22 protein-coding genes are annotated in these 13,944 nt (G+C 71.8%); 11 read left to right on the top strand and 11 right to left on the bottom strand.

What is annotated here, in order from left to right; genetic code table 11:
• Nucleotides 1-119 precede the first annotated feature (119 nt).
• Both ACFY2K_RS20120 and ACFY2K_RS20115 read right to left on the bottom strand, forming a co-directional pair.
• Nucleotides 120-809, bottom strand: coding sequence for an HAD family hydrolase (locus ACFY2K_RS20120; RefSeq protein ID WP_375883249.1), 690 nt, complete (start codon nt 807-809; stop codon nt 120-122).
• A 34-nt stretch (nt 810-843) separates the two neighbouring features.
• Nucleotides 844-1,515 (bottom strand): NUDIX hydrolase, encoded by a 672-nt coding sequence (locus ACFY2K_RS20115; protein ID WP_380593130.1) that lies wholly within the window; start codon nt 1,513-1,515, stop codon nt 844-846.
• A gap of 299 nt (nt 1,516-1,814) precedes the next feature.
• Here ACFY2K_RS20115 and ACFY2K_RS20110 point away from each other — a divergent pair, with 299 nt between their 5' ends.
• Entirely contained in the window at nt 1,815-2,582 is a 768-nt protein-coding gene (locus ACFY2K_RS20110; protein WP_375883244.1) for a CDP-alcohol phosphatidyltransferase family protein, read from the top strand.
• 143 nt (nt 2,583-2,725) lie between these two features.
• Nucleotides 2,726-3,295, top strand: coding sequence for a hypothetical protein (locus tag ACFY2K_RS20105; RefSeq protein ID WP_387712899.1), 570 nt, complete (start codon nt 2,726-2,728; stop codon nt 3,293-3,295).
• Nucleotides 3,296-3,298: 3 nt separating this feature from the next.
• Here the strand turns inward: ACFY2K_RS20105 and ACFY2K_RS20100 are convergent, their stop codons facing one another.
• Nucleotides 3,299-3,706, bottom strand: a complete 408-nt coding sequence (locus ACFY2K_RS20100; RefSeq protein WP_380593133.1) for an ArsR/SmtB family transcription factor — start codon at nt 3,704-3,706, stop codon at nt 3,299-3,301.
• Nucleotides 3,707-3,816: 110 nt separating this feature from the next.
• On the opposite strand from ACFY2K_RS20100, the gene ACFY2K_RS20095 reads away from it, so the two are divergent.
• Entirely contained in the window at nt 3,817-4,806 is a 990-nt protein-coding gene (locus ACFY2K_RS20095) for a zinc-binding alcohol dehydrogenase family protein (RefSeq protein WP_380593134.1), read from the top strand.
• A gap of 40 nt (nt 4,807-4,846) precedes the next feature.
• On the opposite strand, the gene ACFY2K_RS20090 is transcribed toward ACFY2K_RS20095, so the two are convergent.
• Nucleotides 4,847-5,209 (bottom strand): hypothetical protein, encoded by a 363-nt coding sequence (locus ACFY2K_RS20090; protein WP_380593135.1) that lies wholly within the window; start codon nt 5,207-5,209, stop codon nt 4,847-4,849.
• Nucleotides 5,210-5,404: 195 nt separating this feature from the next.
• Between ACFY2K_RS20090 and ACFY2K_RS20085 the strand changes: the two genes are divergently transcribed.
• Complete coding sequence (locus ACFY2K_RS20085) at nt 5,405-6,253, top strand: NAD(P)H-binding protein (protein WP_387712894.1); 849 nt, start codon at nt 5,405-5,407, stop codon at nt 6,251-6,253.
• Nucleotides 6,254-6,323: 70 nt separating this feature from the next.
• Here the strand turns inward: ACFY2K_RS20085 and ACFY2K_RS20080 are convergent, their stop codons facing one another.
• From ACFY2K_RS20080 to ACFY2K_RS20065, 4 genes are all read right to left on the bottom strand, one after another.
• Complete coding sequence (locus ACFY2K_RS20080; protein ID WP_380522565.1) at nt 6,324-6,878, bottom strand: GNAT family N-acetyltransferase; 555 nt, start codon at nt 6,876-6,878, stop codon at nt 6,324-6,326.
• Between the two features lie 94 nt (nt 6,879-6,972).
• Nucleotides 6,973-7,740, bottom strand: coding sequence for a DUF5995 family protein (locus ACFY2K_RS20075; protein WP_387712892.1), 768 nt, complete (start codon nt 7,738-7,740; stop codon nt 6,973-6,975).
• A gap of 117 nt (nt 7,741-7,857) precedes the next feature.
• Complete coding sequence (locus ACFY2K_RS20070) at nt 7,858-8,064, bottom strand: DUF4287 domain-containing protein (RefSeq protein ID WP_387712889.1); 207 nt, start codon at nt 8,062-8,064, stop codon at nt 7,858-7,860.
• A gap of 68 nt (nt 8,065-8,132) precedes the next feature.
• On the bottom strand, nt 8,133-8,798 hold the full coding sequence (locus ACFY2K_RS20065) for a DUF998 domain-containing protein (protein ID WP_387712886.1): 666 nt from the start codon (nt 8,796-8,798) through the stop codon (nt 8,133-8,135).
• A 143-nt stretch (nt 8,799-8,941) separates the two neighbouring features.
• Here ACFY2K_RS20065 and ACFY2K_RS20060 point away from each other — a divergent pair, with 143 nt between their 5' ends.
• From ACFY2K_RS20060 to ACFY2K_RS20050, 3 genes are all read left to right on the top strand, one after another.
• The gene (locus tag ACFY2K_RS20060) at nt 8,942-9,565 is read left to right on the top strand and encodes a TetR/AcrR family transcriptional regulator (RefSeq protein ID WP_380522562.1); all 624 of its coding nucleotides are present in this window, start codon (nt 8,942-8,944) and stop codon (nt 9,563-9,565) included.
• A gap of 157 nt (nt 9,566-9,722) precedes the next feature.
• Nucleotides 9,723-10,229 (top strand): SigE family RNA polymerase sigma factor, encoded by a 507-nt coding sequence (locus ACFY2K_RS20055; protein ID WP_380522561.1) that lies wholly within the window; start codon nt 9,723-9,725, stop codon nt 10,227-10,229.
• 11 nt (nt 10,230-10,240) lie between these two features.
• Nucleotides 10,241-10,693, top strand: coding sequence for a cellulase (locus ACFY2K_RS20050; protein ID WP_387712882.1), 453 nt, complete (start codon nt 10,241-10,243; stop codon nt 10,691-10,693).
• A gap of 71 nt (nt 10,694-10,764) precedes the next feature.
• On the opposite strand, the gene ACFY2K_RS20045 is transcribed toward ACFY2K_RS20050, so the two are convergent.
• The 3 genes from ACFY2K_RS20045 to ACFY2K_RS20035 all read right to left on the bottom strand — a co-directional run bounded on the left by ACFY2K_RS20045 (nt 10,765) and on the right by ACFY2K_RS20035 (nt 12,168).
• The gene (locus ACFY2K_RS20045; protein ID WP_375883211.1) at nt 10,765-11,175 is read right to left on the bottom strand and encodes a hypothetical protein; all 411 of its coding nucleotides are present in this window, start codon (nt 11,173-11,175) and stop codon (nt 10,765-10,767) included.
• A gap of 352 nt (nt 11,176-11,527) precedes the next feature.
• Nucleotides 11,528-11,800, bottom strand: a complete 273-nt coding sequence (locus tag ACFY2K_RS20040) for a hypothetical protein (RefSeq protein WP_380643505.1) — start codon at nt 11,798-11,800, stop codon at nt 11,528-11,530.
• Complete coding sequence (locus ACFY2K_RS20035; protein WP_387712878.1) at nt 11,797-12,168, bottom strand: ATP-binding protein; 372 nt, start codon at nt 12,166-12,168, stop codon at nt 11,797-11,799. The genes ACFY2K_RS20040 and ACFY2K_RS20035 overlap by 4 nt, the downstream gene beginning before the upstream one ends.
• 216 nt (nt 12,169-12,384) lie before the next feature.
• Between ACFY2K_RS20035 and ACFY2K_RS20030 the strand changes: the two genes are divergently transcribed.
• From ACFY2K_RS20030 to ACFY2K_RS20015, 4 genes are all read left to right on the top strand, one after another.
• A complete protein-coding gene (locus ACFY2K_RS20030) occupies nt 12,385-13,242 on the top strand; it encodes a Scr1 family TA system antitoxin-like transcriptional regulator (protein ID WP_387712875.1) in 858 nt (285 codons plus the stop codon).
• Nucleotides 13,243-13,245: 3 nt separating this feature from the next.
• Nucleotides 13,246-13,431, top strand: a complete 186-nt coding sequence (locus ACFY2K_RS20025; protein ID WP_375883200.1) for a DUF397 domain-containing protein — start codon at nt 13,246-13,248, stop codon at nt 13,429-13,431.
• A 110-nt stretch (nt 13,432-13,541) separates the two neighbouring features.
• A complete protein-coding gene (locus tag ACFY2K_RS20020) occupies nt 13,542-13,727 on the top strand; it encodes a DUF397 domain-containing protein (RefSeq protein ID WP_380522555.1) in 186 nt (61 codons plus the stop codon).
• A gap of 24 nt (nt 13,728-13,751) precedes the next feature.
• Nucleotides 13,752-13,937: a DUF397 domain-containing protein gene (locus ACFY2K_RS20015; RefSeq protein ID WP_375883195.1), complete on the top strand. Its 186-nt coding sequence runs from the start codon at nt 13,752-13,754 to the stop codon at nt 13,935-13,937.
• Nucleotides 13,938-13,944 lie beyond the last annotated feature (7 nt).

The raw sequence follows: 13,944 nt of genomic DNA, 5'->3' as shown, positions 1-13,944 counted from the left end.
GAGGGAGCCCAATGCAGCGCATTGGCGACCGACGACAACGCGGCGAGGCGCGTGCCCCGGCGTCGGCCCGCAGACGGGAGTTTGAAGACGGACCCCAGGTCTGGAGCCGGCGCGTTCGCTCAGAAGTGGCGCAGCAGCTCAGGGAAGGTCGCGAGCTGCAGCGTCGCCTCGTCCGGGCCGAGGTCCTCGTGCTCCAGCACCCAGGTGTGCTCGTGCGGGATGAAGACGGTGCGCAGGCCGGCCCGGCGGGCGGGGGCGATGTCGGACTTGGGCGAGTTGCCGATCATCCAGGTGCGGTCCGGGTCGAGGCCGAGCTCGGCGGTGAGCTGCCGGTAGGTGTCGACGGACTTCTCGGCCACGATGTGGATCCCGCCGAAGTGGTGGTCGATCGTGGAGGCCGTCACCTTGGCCTGCTGCTCCTCCTGGTCGCCCTTGGTGAGCAGGAGGAGCCGGTGGCGGCCGGCCAGGGTGGCGAGGGTGTCGGCGACGCCGGCGATCAGTTCGACCTCGCCGCGCCGGGTGAGCGGGGTGAGCAGCTCGTCGATCCGGGCGAGCTCGGCCGCGGTGGGGGTGCGGTCGCCGTTCAGCTGCCGCAGGCAGTCGGCGAGGCTCTGCCGGAAGACGGTGGCGCCGTAGCCGAGGGCGGCCACGTTGGCGGCCTCGATCCGGTCGAACAGGGCCCGGGCGCCGTCGCGGCCCTCCGGGGCGGCGGCCCAGTCCAGGAAGCCGTCGATGACGCGCTCGAAGAGGACGTTGTTCTCCCAGAGGGTGTCGTCGGCGTCGAAGATGAGGATCTGGTCGGTGTGCATCAGGGGTGGGGTCCTTGGGTGAGGGCGGCGTGGTTCAGCCGAGCAGGCGGGCGGCGCGGTCGAGGGTCTCGCGGAAGTTCTCCTCGGTGGTCCGCTGCCGGGCCTCCTCGATGCTCAGCCACTCCAGCGGGGAGGCCGGGTTCTCCGGGCGGGCGTCGTCCGGGCGGTCGGTGGCGAGCAGGAAGCGCAGGTCGGCGTGCTCGTGGGCGGGTTCGACGGGTGAGGCCGGGACGGGCACCACGGCGAGGTGGACGAGGGTGGCGTCGGGCCAGGGGGTGAGGTCGGTGAGGCCGGTCTCCTCCAGGCCCTCGCGCAGGGCGATGTCCAGCGGGAGGGTCTCCCCCGGGTCGCCGTGGCCGCCGACCTGGAGCCAGGCCTGCTGGCGGACGTGCCAGCGCAGCAGCACCCGGCGGGTGGGCGGGTGGACGATCAGCGCGGAGGCGGTGAAGTGCAGCGGGGTGCCGCGGTCCCAGACGTCGGCGGCATCGGCTGCGTCGGCGGCATCGGCAGCGTCGGTGTCGTCGGAGGCGGCGGCGGCGGCAGCAGCAGCGGCGGAGGCGGCGACCAGGGCGGTCGCCCTGGCGTGGTCGGCGGTCTCGACCGGGCCCTGCGGCCGGTGTCCGGCCAGGAGCCGGGCCAGGTCGGGGCTCTGCGGGGCAGGACCCTGCGGCTCGGGGCTCTGCGGGGCGGTGTCCGTGGTCACCATGGTGCTGGACTCTCCTCGTTCCGCCCTCGGGGCGCGTCCGCTCCGCCCCGCGCCGGAGCGCCGCGCACCGGACCGCGTCACGCCGGGCGGCGTCGCGCGGAACGGCGTCAACGGGCTTGCGGGGACGGGCGATCGGGCCCGGGGGCTCCGGTTCCGGTGAACCCGCGAAGCCTAGCCCGGGGGTGTTCGGGCGGCCCACCGGTTTTCCCGGACGCCGGGGGCGTACCGGCTGGTCAGGCGCCCCCTCCGGAGGCCGTAGCCTGTGGTGATCGTTTCGGGACAGGTGGAGGGATGTCGTCATGGTGGCTGCTCCGGCGCTCGCCGAGCTGCGCGAGGTGTGCCAGCCGCAGGCCAAGTTGCAGAGCCGCAACGGTGAGCACTGGGCGGGCCGGCTCTACATGCGGGCGCTCTCGCTGCGGACCACCCGTCAGCTGGTGCGCACCTCGGTCTCGCCGAACACCCTGACCTGGGTGATGGTGGTGTGCGGGGTCGGCGGCGGCGCGGCCCTGCTGATCCCGGGCCTGACCGGCGCGGTGCTCGCGGCGGTGCTGTTCCAGCTGTTCCTGCTGTTCGACTGCGTGGACGGCGAAGTGGCGCGCTGGAAGCGCCAGTTCAGCATGGCCGGGGTGTACGTGGACCGGCTGGGCGCCTACCTGGCGGACGCCGCGCTGATGATCGGCGCGGGTGTACGGGCGGCGCGCGGCGGCTCGGAGCTGTGGGTGTCGGCGGGCCTGGCGGCCGCGCTGGGCGTCGTCCTGCTCAAAGCCTCGACGGACCTGGTGGACGTGGCCCGGGCGCGCAGCGGGCAGGCGCCGGCGGACGAGGAGTCCACCCAGCCGCGTTCCCAGGGCATCGCGACGGCCCGTCGGCTCGCCTCGATCTTCAAGATCCACCGGGTGACGAACGGCATCGAGGCCTCGCTGGTGCTGCTGGCGGCCGCCGCCGTGGACGCCGGACTGCACAACCTGGACGCCACCCGGTGGACGCTCGCCGGGATCACGGTGATCACCTGGGGGATGGTGGTGGCGCACCTCGCGTCGATCCTGTCGTCGTCGCGGCTGCGCTGAGGCCACCCACCGGCGACCGCGGCGGGGCTGCGGTAGGGCTGCGGCAGGGCTGAGACGCCCCTCCCCCAGCTGGGGGAGGGGTCCGGCGCAAGCCCGCCGCCGAGCGGACGCGGCACCACCGGCCCGCACCGGAGGGTGGGGCCATGACGACGCCGCAGCCGACCACCGCCCCCCGCACCACTGCCGCTCCCGACTCCACCGCTCCTGCCGCCGCGGCCGTTCCCGCCCCGCCGCGCTGGGCGGTCCGGGCCGCCCACGCGGCCGCGGTGACCGCGCTGCCGGCCGGGCTGTGGCGGCTCGGGCTGACCCTCGGATGGCACGGCGGGTACACCGACGCGGGCTACCACGCGGTGGGTTTCACCGGCTGGAACGCGGTCTGGCCGCTCACCCTGAGCGTGCTCACCGAGGCGCTGGCGCTGCTCACCCTGGGCCTGGTCCGGCCGTGGGGCACGGTGCCGCCGCGCTGGGTCCCGCTCCTCGGCGGGCGGCCGGTGAACCCGCGCCGGGTCGTCCTGGCGGCCTCGCTGGGTGCGGCCGGGCTGACGGCGCTCTGGACGCCGTTCCTCGCCTGGTGGACGGTGTCGCACCCGGACATGACGCCGCGGGGGCACCTGCTGGTCGGCTTCCTCTACCTGCCCGCGGTCGCCTGGGGCCCGCTGCTGGCGGCGGTCACCGTCTCGTACCACCGTCGGCACCGCGCGGCCGCCGCCTGACTCCTAACCGTGCCAGGCCGGTTCGGCACCGGGCTCATCTCCGAGCTCTTCTCCGGGCTGCTCTCCGAGCTCTTCTCCGGGCTCATTGCGGGCGAGCGCGGCCAGGACGGTGTCCAGCAGCCCGGGGAAGCGCCGTTCGAGGTCGACCGTCCGCAGTGCGGAGAACCGGCGGTTGGCCTCCTCGCGCTGGCTGATCACACCGGATTCGCGCAGCACCTTGAAGTGGTGGCTGAGCGTGGAGGGCGCGACGTCCACCGGGAAGGTGCCGCAGGCCCGTTCGGGTTCGGCGCGCAGAACCCGGACGATGGTCATCCGGGTGGGGTCGGAGAGCGCGTGGAGGACGTCGTACAGGTCGATCTCCTCGACCGCGGGGTGGACGAGCGCCGGCCGGCGGCGGGTGCTGCGCGGCATCTTCCTACCTCCTCTGATCTGCGATGTTCGACAAACGCCGAAACGCGGTGGTACCACTGTGCCACGGCAATTTCGTCGTTCGTCGAACATCGTAGTCGAGGGGGACCGACATGCGCGCACTGGTGATGACCGCACCCGGTGGAGCCGAGAACTCCGAGATCCAGCAGATCGAGGCACCGCGACCCGGCCCCGGCCAGGTCGCGATCGACGTCGCCTGGGCCGGACTGAACTTCGTGGACGTGATGGCCCGCCGCGGCGACGGCGGCTACACCGCCGAGTGGCCGTACCTGCCGGGCAAGGAGGTCGCCGGTACGGTCCGGGCGCTCGGCGAAGGCGTCACCGGGCTCGCCGTCGGCGACCGGGTCGCGGCCGCACCCGTCGGCGGCGGACTCGCCGAGGTGGTGCTCGCCGACGCCGTCCTGACCCTCCCCGTCCCGGACGGGCTGGCGCTCAGCGCGGCCGCCGCCGCCCCGCTCGGCCTCGCCACCGCCGTCCTGCTGCTCACCGACGCGGGCCGGCTCACCGACGGGGACAACGTCCTGGTCCACTCGGCCGGCGGCGGGATCGGCAGCGCCGTCGCCCAGCTCGTCCCGCTGCTCGGCGGCGGGGGCGTCCTGATCGGCACGGTCGGCCGCCCGGAGAAGGCCGCAGCCGCCGTCGAACTCGGCTACCACCACGCCTTCGCCCGCGACGAGAAGCTCGCCGACGCCGTCCGCACCGCCACCGACGGCCGGGGCGTCGACCTCGTACTCGACCCGCTCGGCACCGCCGCCCTGGACCTCGACCTCGCCGTCACCGCGCCGGGCGGCCGGATCGTCCTGTTCGGCAACGCGGGCGGCGGCGAACTCGGCGACCTGCCGCCGCTCGGCCGGCTGATGGGCGGCAACCTCTCCGTCACCGGGTTCAGCCACCGCAGCTACGCCGCCACCGCACCCGAACGCCTCGCCCGGGCCATCCGCACCACCCTCGACCTCCAGGCGCACCGCGGCCTCACCGTGCCGCTCACGGAGCTCGCGGACCTGGAGGCCGTACCGGCCGCCCACGACGCGATGCAGGAGCGGCGGGCCACCGGCAAGTACGTCGTGCGGGTGGGCGGTTGACCGTTCGCACCGACCAGGCAGGTCGATCCGGCCGGGCCCGTCAGACCGTGAGCACCGCTCCCGGATCGGCGTGCCCGACCGGGCCGGCGAACCGGGACGCGGCGCGGGCCACCGCCTCCGCCTCGCACAGCAACAGGTCGCCGTCGGCGGCCAGTCCGGTGAGCGCGGCGCGGGGCGCGGTGTCGCCGGAGTAGACCATCGAACGGCCGCCGGCGTCCGCCCGGAGCGCGAAGGCCGGCATGCCGGGCGGACCGTGGAGCGGGATCGGCGCGGCGAGCCGCACGTCCGCGGACAACGCGCCGTGGCAGGCGGTGAGTAGGTCGGCGCGGTGGTCGGCGTGCAGGTGCGAGATCCAGATCGCGTCCAGCCCGTCCAGCCCGTCCAGCCGGACGTACCGCTGCAACCCGCACGGAAAGCCAACCGGTCGGGCGATGCGATGGTCGGGCGGTGCGATGGTCGGGCCGCACAGGTGCGTCGAGGCCGGGGAGCGGTGTTGACAGACCCGGGTCGTCATCACCCACTCCCCCGCAGCGGACGGCTCGTGGTCCGGGGCCGCGCGAGGGGAATAGGCCGGTCCGGTCGGGCAGTTGGGCCCGGCATGACCAAGGTTCTGGTGATCGGCGCGAACGGCAGTGTGGGCAGGCACGTGGTGGCCTCACTGGTCGAAGGCGGGCACGGGGTACGGGCGTTGGTGCGGAACCGGGCCACGGCCGCGCTGGACGGCGGGGTGGAGGTCGTCGAGGGCGACCTGGCGGAGCCGGAGAGCCTGACGGCCGCGCTGGACGGCGGGGTGCACGGCGGGGTGGACGCCGTCTACCTGATGTGGCCCGGGATCCCGGTGCAGCCGCGGGTGGTCGAGCTGATCGCCGAGCACGCCGAGCGCGTCGTCTACCTCTCGACGGACGTACCGGACCTCACGGACGACGAACCGGCCGTGATCTTCCACCAGGAGATCGAGCGGCTGATCCGCCACTCCGGCACGGCCTGGACCTTCGTCCGCGCGATCGACTTCGCGGGCAACGCGCTCGGCTGGGCCGACCAGGTCCGCACCGGCGTGGTCCGCTGGCCGTACGGGCGGGCGCGCCGCTCGCTGGTCCACGAACGCGACATCGCGGACGTGGCCGTCCGGGCGCTCACCGAGGACGGGCACGACGGCAGGAAGTACCTGGTCACCGGCCCCGAGTCGCTCGCCCACGCCGCGCTGGTGGGGATCATCGGCGAGGAGCTCGGCACCGAGGTCCGCTGGGAGGAGCTGGCGCCGGAGGTGGCCCGCGAGCAGCTGACGGCGGCCTGGGGCAACGCGGCCTTCGTGGAGTCCCGGCTGCGGGCCTGGGAGTCGTTCACCCGCGAACCGGAACGGGTGACGGACACGGTCGAGCAGGTGCTCGGCCGCCCGGCCCGCAGCTTCCGCTCCTGGGTCCGGGAGCACGCGGACGACTTCCGCTGACGGCGGGCGGCGGGCGGCAGCCAGGCGGGGAAGCAGCCAGGCGGACAGACGGACAGACGGACAGCGAACCTCAGCCCCGCTCGACCGCCAGCTCGATCTCCCGGTGCGTCGCGTCCCCCGGCACCGGCACGGAGACCCCGGAGCGGCGGAAGCCGGCCCGCAGGTACATCGCCTTGGCACGGGCGTTGTCCTCGTGGACGAACAGCCGGACCCGCTGGACCCGGGGCTCGGTGAGCGCCCAGGAGCAGTCCTGGGCGGCCCGGATCAACTCGTGTGCCAGGCCGGTGCCGCGCGCCTCGGGGCGGACGTAGACCCCGACGACGTGGGTCTGCGGGACGCTGACGACGTCGCCGCCGAGGGCGCCGTCCCCGCCGGGCCGCTCGACCAGGACGGTCATGCTGCCGAGCCAGCGGCCGTCCGCGGCCTCGGCGACGAGCTGGTGCACCGCGTCGCCCTCGGCGGCTCCGGCGGTGCGCTCCTGCCAGAACTCGTCCGGCTTGGCGGCGGCGTTCTCGTAGGTGTCCAGGAAGGCGATGCCCGCGACCGGGTCCTGCAGCGCGGCGAGGCGGAGCTCCTTGACCCGCTCCCACTCCTCGGCCCGTACCCGTCTGATCACTGTGCTCATCGCATGATCGTCAGCGGTGCGGCGCCTCCGCGCAACCCCCTTTCCACCTCCGCCCCGAGGACCGCCCGGCGACCGCGGGCAGCGACCACTCCCGTCAGGCGGCCGGCGGCGGGATGACCGGGACGAGGATCACCCTGCTGGTGGCGTTCACCGAGCCGACCATGCCGGTGAGCACGATCTGGTACTTCATCGGGTTGTTGCGCGCGTTCCACAGCTGGGTGGCGTTGAACCAGGCGACCTCGCGGGCGGTGGACATGCTGAACGCGCTGACCGCGTGCTTGAGCTGCTCGGCGGGCGCGGTGGCGACCTTGACGAGCTGCAACTCGAACTCGGCCCGGATCTCGGCCTCCACGCTCGCGAGCAGGTCGTTGACCTTCTCGAAGTCCTCGTGCACCGGCGGGTTCTCAGGCGCGGTGCCGCGCTCCTGGCAGGTCTCGACGACGGCGAGGGCGAGGTCGTGGTTGATGTGGGCGTTCATCCCGGCCAGCGCGAACTGGATCGGCCAGATGACCCGGTTGCCGCGCACGTCGAACAGCGGCTGCCAGGAACCCTCGACCTGGCGTCCGGCCTTGGCGGCCTCGACGTTCTGGAGGTAGTGCCCGGCGAAGATGACGTCCATCCGCTCCAGGAAGGCGCCGTCCTTGAAGGTGCCCTCGGTGACGTGCTGCTTCACCAGCTTGGTGACTTTCAGGTACACCCGGTTGAAGCAGGCGACGCCGTCGTGCGGGTCGAGTTCGCGGTCGATCTGCTCCATGCGGGAGATCACTTCGTCGATGGTGGCCGGGAGTTGGGTGGTCACGGCGAGCCTTCCGCGCGACGGGTCGGTGCGGATGCCGAACAACTCCGAACGCCGAATGGTCACGGAGCGTGGCAGTGCAGCACGAAAGGTAGTGCACGGACGAAGGGAATCCCCGGAAGCCGCACCCACCTCGCCCCACGTCACACGACAGCAGGCAGCGGGCGGCAGGCAACGACCCGGTCAGCCGGCCGTGCGCTCGGCGAGGGTGTGGGCGACGAGCGCGTTGGCGTGGCCGAGGCCGTGCTCACCCTTGAGCCAGGCGACGAGCTCCATGTGCTTGGTGAGCGGCGAGCTGCGGATCAGGCCCTGCCACTCCTCGACCGGGCGGCCGTACTTCTTCTCGATCGCGGGGAAGTAGCTGGCGGGGCCTTTGACGGGGGTGGTCATCGCGTGGGTGTCCTGTTCTCTACTCGGGTTGAACGTAGCTGTTCTGAGGTGACGTCACTGCTCCGACGCTAGCGGTCGGCACCGACAAGGGCGCCGGCCCGCAGGATCGCCGCGGTGAGGGCGAGGAGGCCGAGGCCTGCGCCGAGGGTGAAGGCGATGACGGTGGCGCCGGAGCCCGCGAAACCGGCCAGGACGCCGACCGGGACGATGTGGAGGGCGAGGGCCCAGCCGCGCTCGCCGCGCGCGGCGAAGTGCCGGGCCAGGGCGAGGAAGGCGAGGCAGAGCGCCAGGTAGCCGAGGGTGCCGCTGAGCAGGTGGACGGTGCCGTGGCCGCTCAGCTCACCGGGGCCGTCCGGCGTTCCGGCCGGGAAGCCCGCGCCGGGGTCGGCCTTGAAGACCCCGGCGAGGAGGAAGGAGGCCCCGAAGGCGGCGATCAGCCTCGGGGCCCAAGTACCGCCGGGGGTACCGCCGATGGTGCGGTGGAGGCCGACGGCGCCGGCGGCCAGGAGCAGGCCGGTGAGCAGGAAGCTCGCGACCTGGATCCAGCCGAGGTCGCCGAGGCCGAGCTGGCTGATGGCGTTGCGGGAGAAGTCGAAGCCCTGGCGGGTGAGGCCCTGGGCCACTCCGAGGCCGAGGAACAGCGGGCCGGCCAGGGCGCCGCCGACCAGCAGGGCGCGTCGGCCGGTGAACGTGGTGGCAGAGGTGGAAGCGGTGTCGATCGCCTGCTGAGCCATGGAAGTCCCCCCAAGGACGCGAGGCCGCCAGAACTGGACTGTCCAGTACTACGGAACTGGACGGTACGGTACTGGGAGAGGAACTGGACTGTCCAGTACTGTTCCGTCCAGAACGAGAAGCCGAGAAGGGGAGGGAGACGAGATTGGAAGCGAACGAGCCCGGCAACCGGTCGGCCCGCAAGCACCAGGCGATCATGGAAGCCGCGACCACGGTCTTCATGGCCAAGGGCTACGCGGGCACGAGCATGGACGACATCGCCAAGCTCGCGGCCGTGTCGAAGCAGACGGTGTACAAGCACTTCGCCGACAAGGAGAAGCTGTTCGCCGAGATCGTGCTCGCCACGACCGGCCGGATCGAGGCCATGATCGACCTGGTGTCCGACATCCCGGCCGACCCGGCCGCCCTGGAGGAGAACCTGGGCACCCTCGCCCGGCAGTTCCTCACCACCCTGACCCGGCCGCAGGTGCTCCAGCTGCGCCGGCTGATCATCGCCAACGCCGACAACTTCCCGGAGCTGGGCGCCACCTGGTACGAGCAGGGCTTCGAGCGGGTGCTCGCCACCCTCGCCGACACCTTCCGACGACTCGCCGACCAAGGCGTGCTCACGGTGGACGACGCGCTGCTCGCGGCGAACCACTTCTCGGGGCTGCTGCTCTGGATCCCGGTGAACAAGGCGATGTTCCACGGCAGCCCGCAGCACACGGACGCCGAGCTCGAGCGCTACGCCGAAGCCGGCGTCCGGGCGTTCCTCGCCGCCTACCGCTGAACCGCGCCGGACCGGGCTGAACAGCGCTGAGCCGCGCCGGACCGCGCCGGACCGGGCGCGCGAGTGATCCAGTTCACAGGGAGGGGGTGCATAGCGGGCCGGGGGCCAGTGCCTTTCCACAGGTACAGGCGTTCGGAGATCGGAAAGGCGGTGCTGGATGAGGCATGCGCGAGCGGATGGTTTCGATGAGTTCGTCGCGGCCCGCTGGTCCGCGCTGTTCCACCTCGCGCGCCTGCTCACCGGCGGAGACCGGCACCGGGCCGAGGACCTGCTCCAGGAGGGGCTGCTCAAGTTGTGGTCCGCCTGGCCGAAGGTCGCCGCCCAGGCCCCCGAGGCGTACCTGCGCCAGGTCCTGGTGCGCGCGGCGGCCCGCTCGGCCCGTCGGCGCTGGTGGGGCGAACGCCCCACCGAGGAGCTGCCCGAGACGGCCGGCAGCCAGGACCTGGCCGCCGTCGTGGAGGAACGCACCCGCCTGGAGGCCGCGTTGGCCCTCCTGTCGGCCCGCCAGCGGGCCGCGGTCGTCCTGCGCTACTACCAGGACCTGCCCGAGGGGCAGGTCGCCGAGGTGATGGGCTGCCCGGTGGGCACCGCCCGCTCCCTGGCATCGCGCGGGGTGGCGAAACTGCGGGAGGCTCTGACCGAGGTCGGCGAGCCGGTGAGGTGACGGAGGAACCCATGGATGATTTCGAACAGGAGCTGGCACGCATGATGCGCGACACCCAGGAGAACACCCCCTTCGAGACCCGGCACCGCGAGCGCCTCCAGGCCGGCGTGCGGTCCCGCCGCCGCACCAAGGGGGCCCTCATGGCCGGCGGTTCCCTGCTGCTGATCGCGGGGGTCGGCGTGGGGCTGCCCGCCGCCTTCGCCCAGGACCACGCCACCACGGCCCCGGCGTCCACCCCGACCGCCACCCCCACGCCCGCCCCGACGGGGACGCCGACGTCCACCCCGACGGCGACCCCCACGCCGCTCGGCAAGCCCGGGACTTCGACGGGGGCCCCGACGGGAACCCCGACCGGGACCCCGGTCGCTCCGGGCGGCTCCTCGATTCCGACGGGGACGCCCACGGCGCCGGGCGGCTCCCCCGTGACCCCGACGGCCACCCCGACCTACCTCCAGGGCCGATAGGGAGGGGTCGGCCCGGAACCACGGGTGCCCCGCCCTCCGCGGTGGAGGGCGGGGCACCCCGGGCCCAGGCCCTAGAAGTTCGGCTTGAGGAAGCTGCCGAAGGTGTAGGAACCGACGTTCAGCCAGCGCGTCGCATCCAGCACGGCGGGGGCCGCGGAGCTGTTCTTGAGCTGGATCTTCGAGTCCAGGAAGTAGTAGTCCATGCCCTGGGTCAGGCAGTCGGTCCAGACGTAGGTGCCGGCGGCGAGCTTGACGGTACTGCTCACCATCGGGGCCATGTCGACGAAGCCCCAACCGTAGGAGCCGGCCGCCAGGTTGAGGGTCCGGGACGTACAGATCGAACCCAGGTTGCCGGTGTCGTTGATGACCACGGTCTTCGTGTCGTACAGCGTGGCGCCGGTCGCGGAGGCGGACGTCGCGGTGCCGAGGACACCCGCGGCGGCCACGGCCACGGCCGCGACGGCAATCTTCTTGGTGAACATGAGAAGTCTCCCCGTGTCGATGAAGGTGCTTTCGAACTCGCATTGATCGCACTGGAGTTCGCGCGGTCGCAGACTCTTTCAACGACATGATGAGACGTCAAGTCCCTTGTGCAGCAAGGATGTCGATGCGCCACTTCGGTCGCAGGAGTGTTTACGGATCTTGCGCGCGAGGCCGGGGCGGGCGGGGGTGTGCGTAGGAAGTCGACCGGGCCGACTTCCTACGTACGGGCCGGAATCGGCTACTGAGGGCGGGCGCCACCGGACGGGGGTCGGACGTCGGTCGGTTTGCGCCAAAAGCAGGTGGAGCGGGTTTCGCAGAGCGCGCCGACGAGGGCGGCCAGGAGGTTGATGATCAGGAGCCCGAGCATCGGCGGGGGCCGCCGTCACGGCTGCGCTTGTACTCGCGGAGGAGCGCGAGGAGGTTGATCAGGGTGCTCGCCGGAACGTTGCCGAAGTTCACGAGCCGACGACCGGCCAGGTTGCTCTCGCCCGGGTGGACGGAGGGCCAGAGGAGGCCGAACTCGCGGCCCTCCGTACGGAGTTCGACGAGGAGTTCGGTGAGCTGGCGGCCGGTGAGGTGGAGCAGGGCCGGGTCGGCGGGGTGGATCGGGTGGTGGGCGCTCACGCGACACCGTCCAACTCGAACCAGGTGGTCTTGCCCAGCTTCCGGGGGTCGACACCCCAGCGGTGGGTGAGGCCCTCGACGATCCGGAGGCCCCGGCCGGACTCGGAGCAGGGGTCGAAGGGGCGCTGCTCGGGGAGGGCGGAGGAGCGGTCGGAGACCCCGACCCGGAGGGTGTTTCCGCGGAGGAGGATGACGACCGCCGGGGCGGGGGTGTTCGCGTGGCGCCAGGAGTTGACGATCAGTTCGACCATGGCGACCTGGGCGTCGGAGATGAGGCCCGGGGGCCAGTCGAGGCTGGTCAGGGCCTCGTGGAGGGCGTCGCGGGAGACCGCGAGGGAGGGGAAGGGGGAGTTGAGGAGGTTGCGCACAGGGATCTCCCAGAGGGGAACGGGTGAGATCGACGGATGCGTCGCCGTGAACGAGCCCACTGGACATGGGTGTTCTTCGGAGCCCGAGCGGCGTTACTGACGATCCGTTCGGTGATCGGTGCATCACAGACTGTAGGGCATTGGACGGTACATGTGCGACCACTTCCAGTACATGTACCCCTAAATGCGGCTGGACTCGCTGTAGCGCCCCGGTAGATGCTTGAGCACATGCCACCTATCCCCAGTGCACGCAAACAGCGGGTTGGCATCGAGCTGAGGAAGATGCGCGATGCCGCCGGTTCGACCACCACAGAGGCGGCCAAGGTCTTCGGCGTGGACCGCACGAAGATCACGCTCATCGAGCAGGGGGCCTACTCGATCACTCCCGAACGAGTGGTCGCCCTTGCGCACAAGTACGGAGAGCTCGACACCGAGTACATCGAGGCCCTCGCCACCATGGCCGGCGACAAGGGCAAGGGTTGGTGGGAGGAGTATCGCGGATCCGTTCCGCAAGGCTTTCTCGACATCTGCGAATTTGAGTACCACGCGAAGGGCATGTACTCGTACCAAATCTGCCACCCGCCGGGCCCGATGCAAACGGAGCGATACAGCCGTGCGATCTTCCAGGACGCACAAGTCCGCCTGACACCACGCATCGTCGAGACGCGGGTCGAGCAACGAATGCTGCGATCCGAGATGTTGATGGCGAAAGGCACGCATCCCTACACGGCGATCGTCCATGAGGCCGCGCTGCGCATGCAGTTCGGTGGCCGCGATGTGGCGCGGGAACAGCTGGACTGGATGTTGGAGTTGTCCCAGCTACCGCACATCACGCTACGAGTGGTCAGCTTTGCTGCCGGAGGCTTCAAGGGGCCCGGTCAAGCCATCTACTACGCGAACGGGGCCGTACCTCGGCTCGACACCGTCAGCTACGACTCGATGGAGGGTCCGGTCTTCCTCCACATGCCCGACCATCTGGAGGAATACCGCTCGATGGTTGAGCAGATGGCTGACAGGTCGCTTTCGGTCGAGGGCTCTCGCGATCTGATCGCGAAGATCAAGAAGGAGATATAACCGATGGAGAAGCACTCCTGGATCCGCCCCAGTGCATGCGCCAATGCGGGCAACTGCCCAGAGGTGGCCGTCACCCCCGACGCCGTCTACGTCCGCAGCAGCCTGCTCCCCGACGCCATAGCCCAGCTCACCCCAGCCGAGTGGCGCGACCTCGTCGCCGCCATCCGCAACGGAGAGTTCGACGCCTGACCCCCGACCCGACCGGCCGGCCCCGCCGACCAACTCCCGGACCACTCAACTCGATCCGTCCGTCTCCCGCGATGCGATCTCCAGCATCATGAACAGCCTGTGGGGCCCCGGTGGAAGAACTCGTTTGGCAGAAGCCCAGCGCATGCGGCGATGGCAACAACTGCCCGGAGGTAGCCGTCGCCTCCGACGCCGTCTACGTCCGCAGCAGTCTGCTCCCCGACGCCGTCGCGCAACTCACTCCCACCGAGTGGCGCGACCTCGTCGCCGCCATCCGCAACGGGGAATTCGACACCTGATTCCGCGCAAAGGAGACACAGCCCATGGAGAACCGCCCCTGGACTCGCCCCGGTGGTTGCCCCGACGGCTCAAGCTGCCCGGAGGTGGCCGTCACCCCCGACGCCGTCTACGTCCGCAGCAGCCTCCTGCCGGACGCCGTCGCGCAACTCACCCCGACCGAGTGGCGCGACCTCGTCGCCGCCATCCGCGACGGGGAGTTCGACGCCTGATCCCGCA

The organism is Kitasatospora sp. NPDC001309, from assembly GCF_042896295.1.
GTDB lineage: Bacteria > Actinomycetota > Actinomycetes > Streptomycetales > Streptomycetaceae > Kitasatospora.
This window is presented reverse-complemented; position numbering and strand designations above follow the sequence as displayed.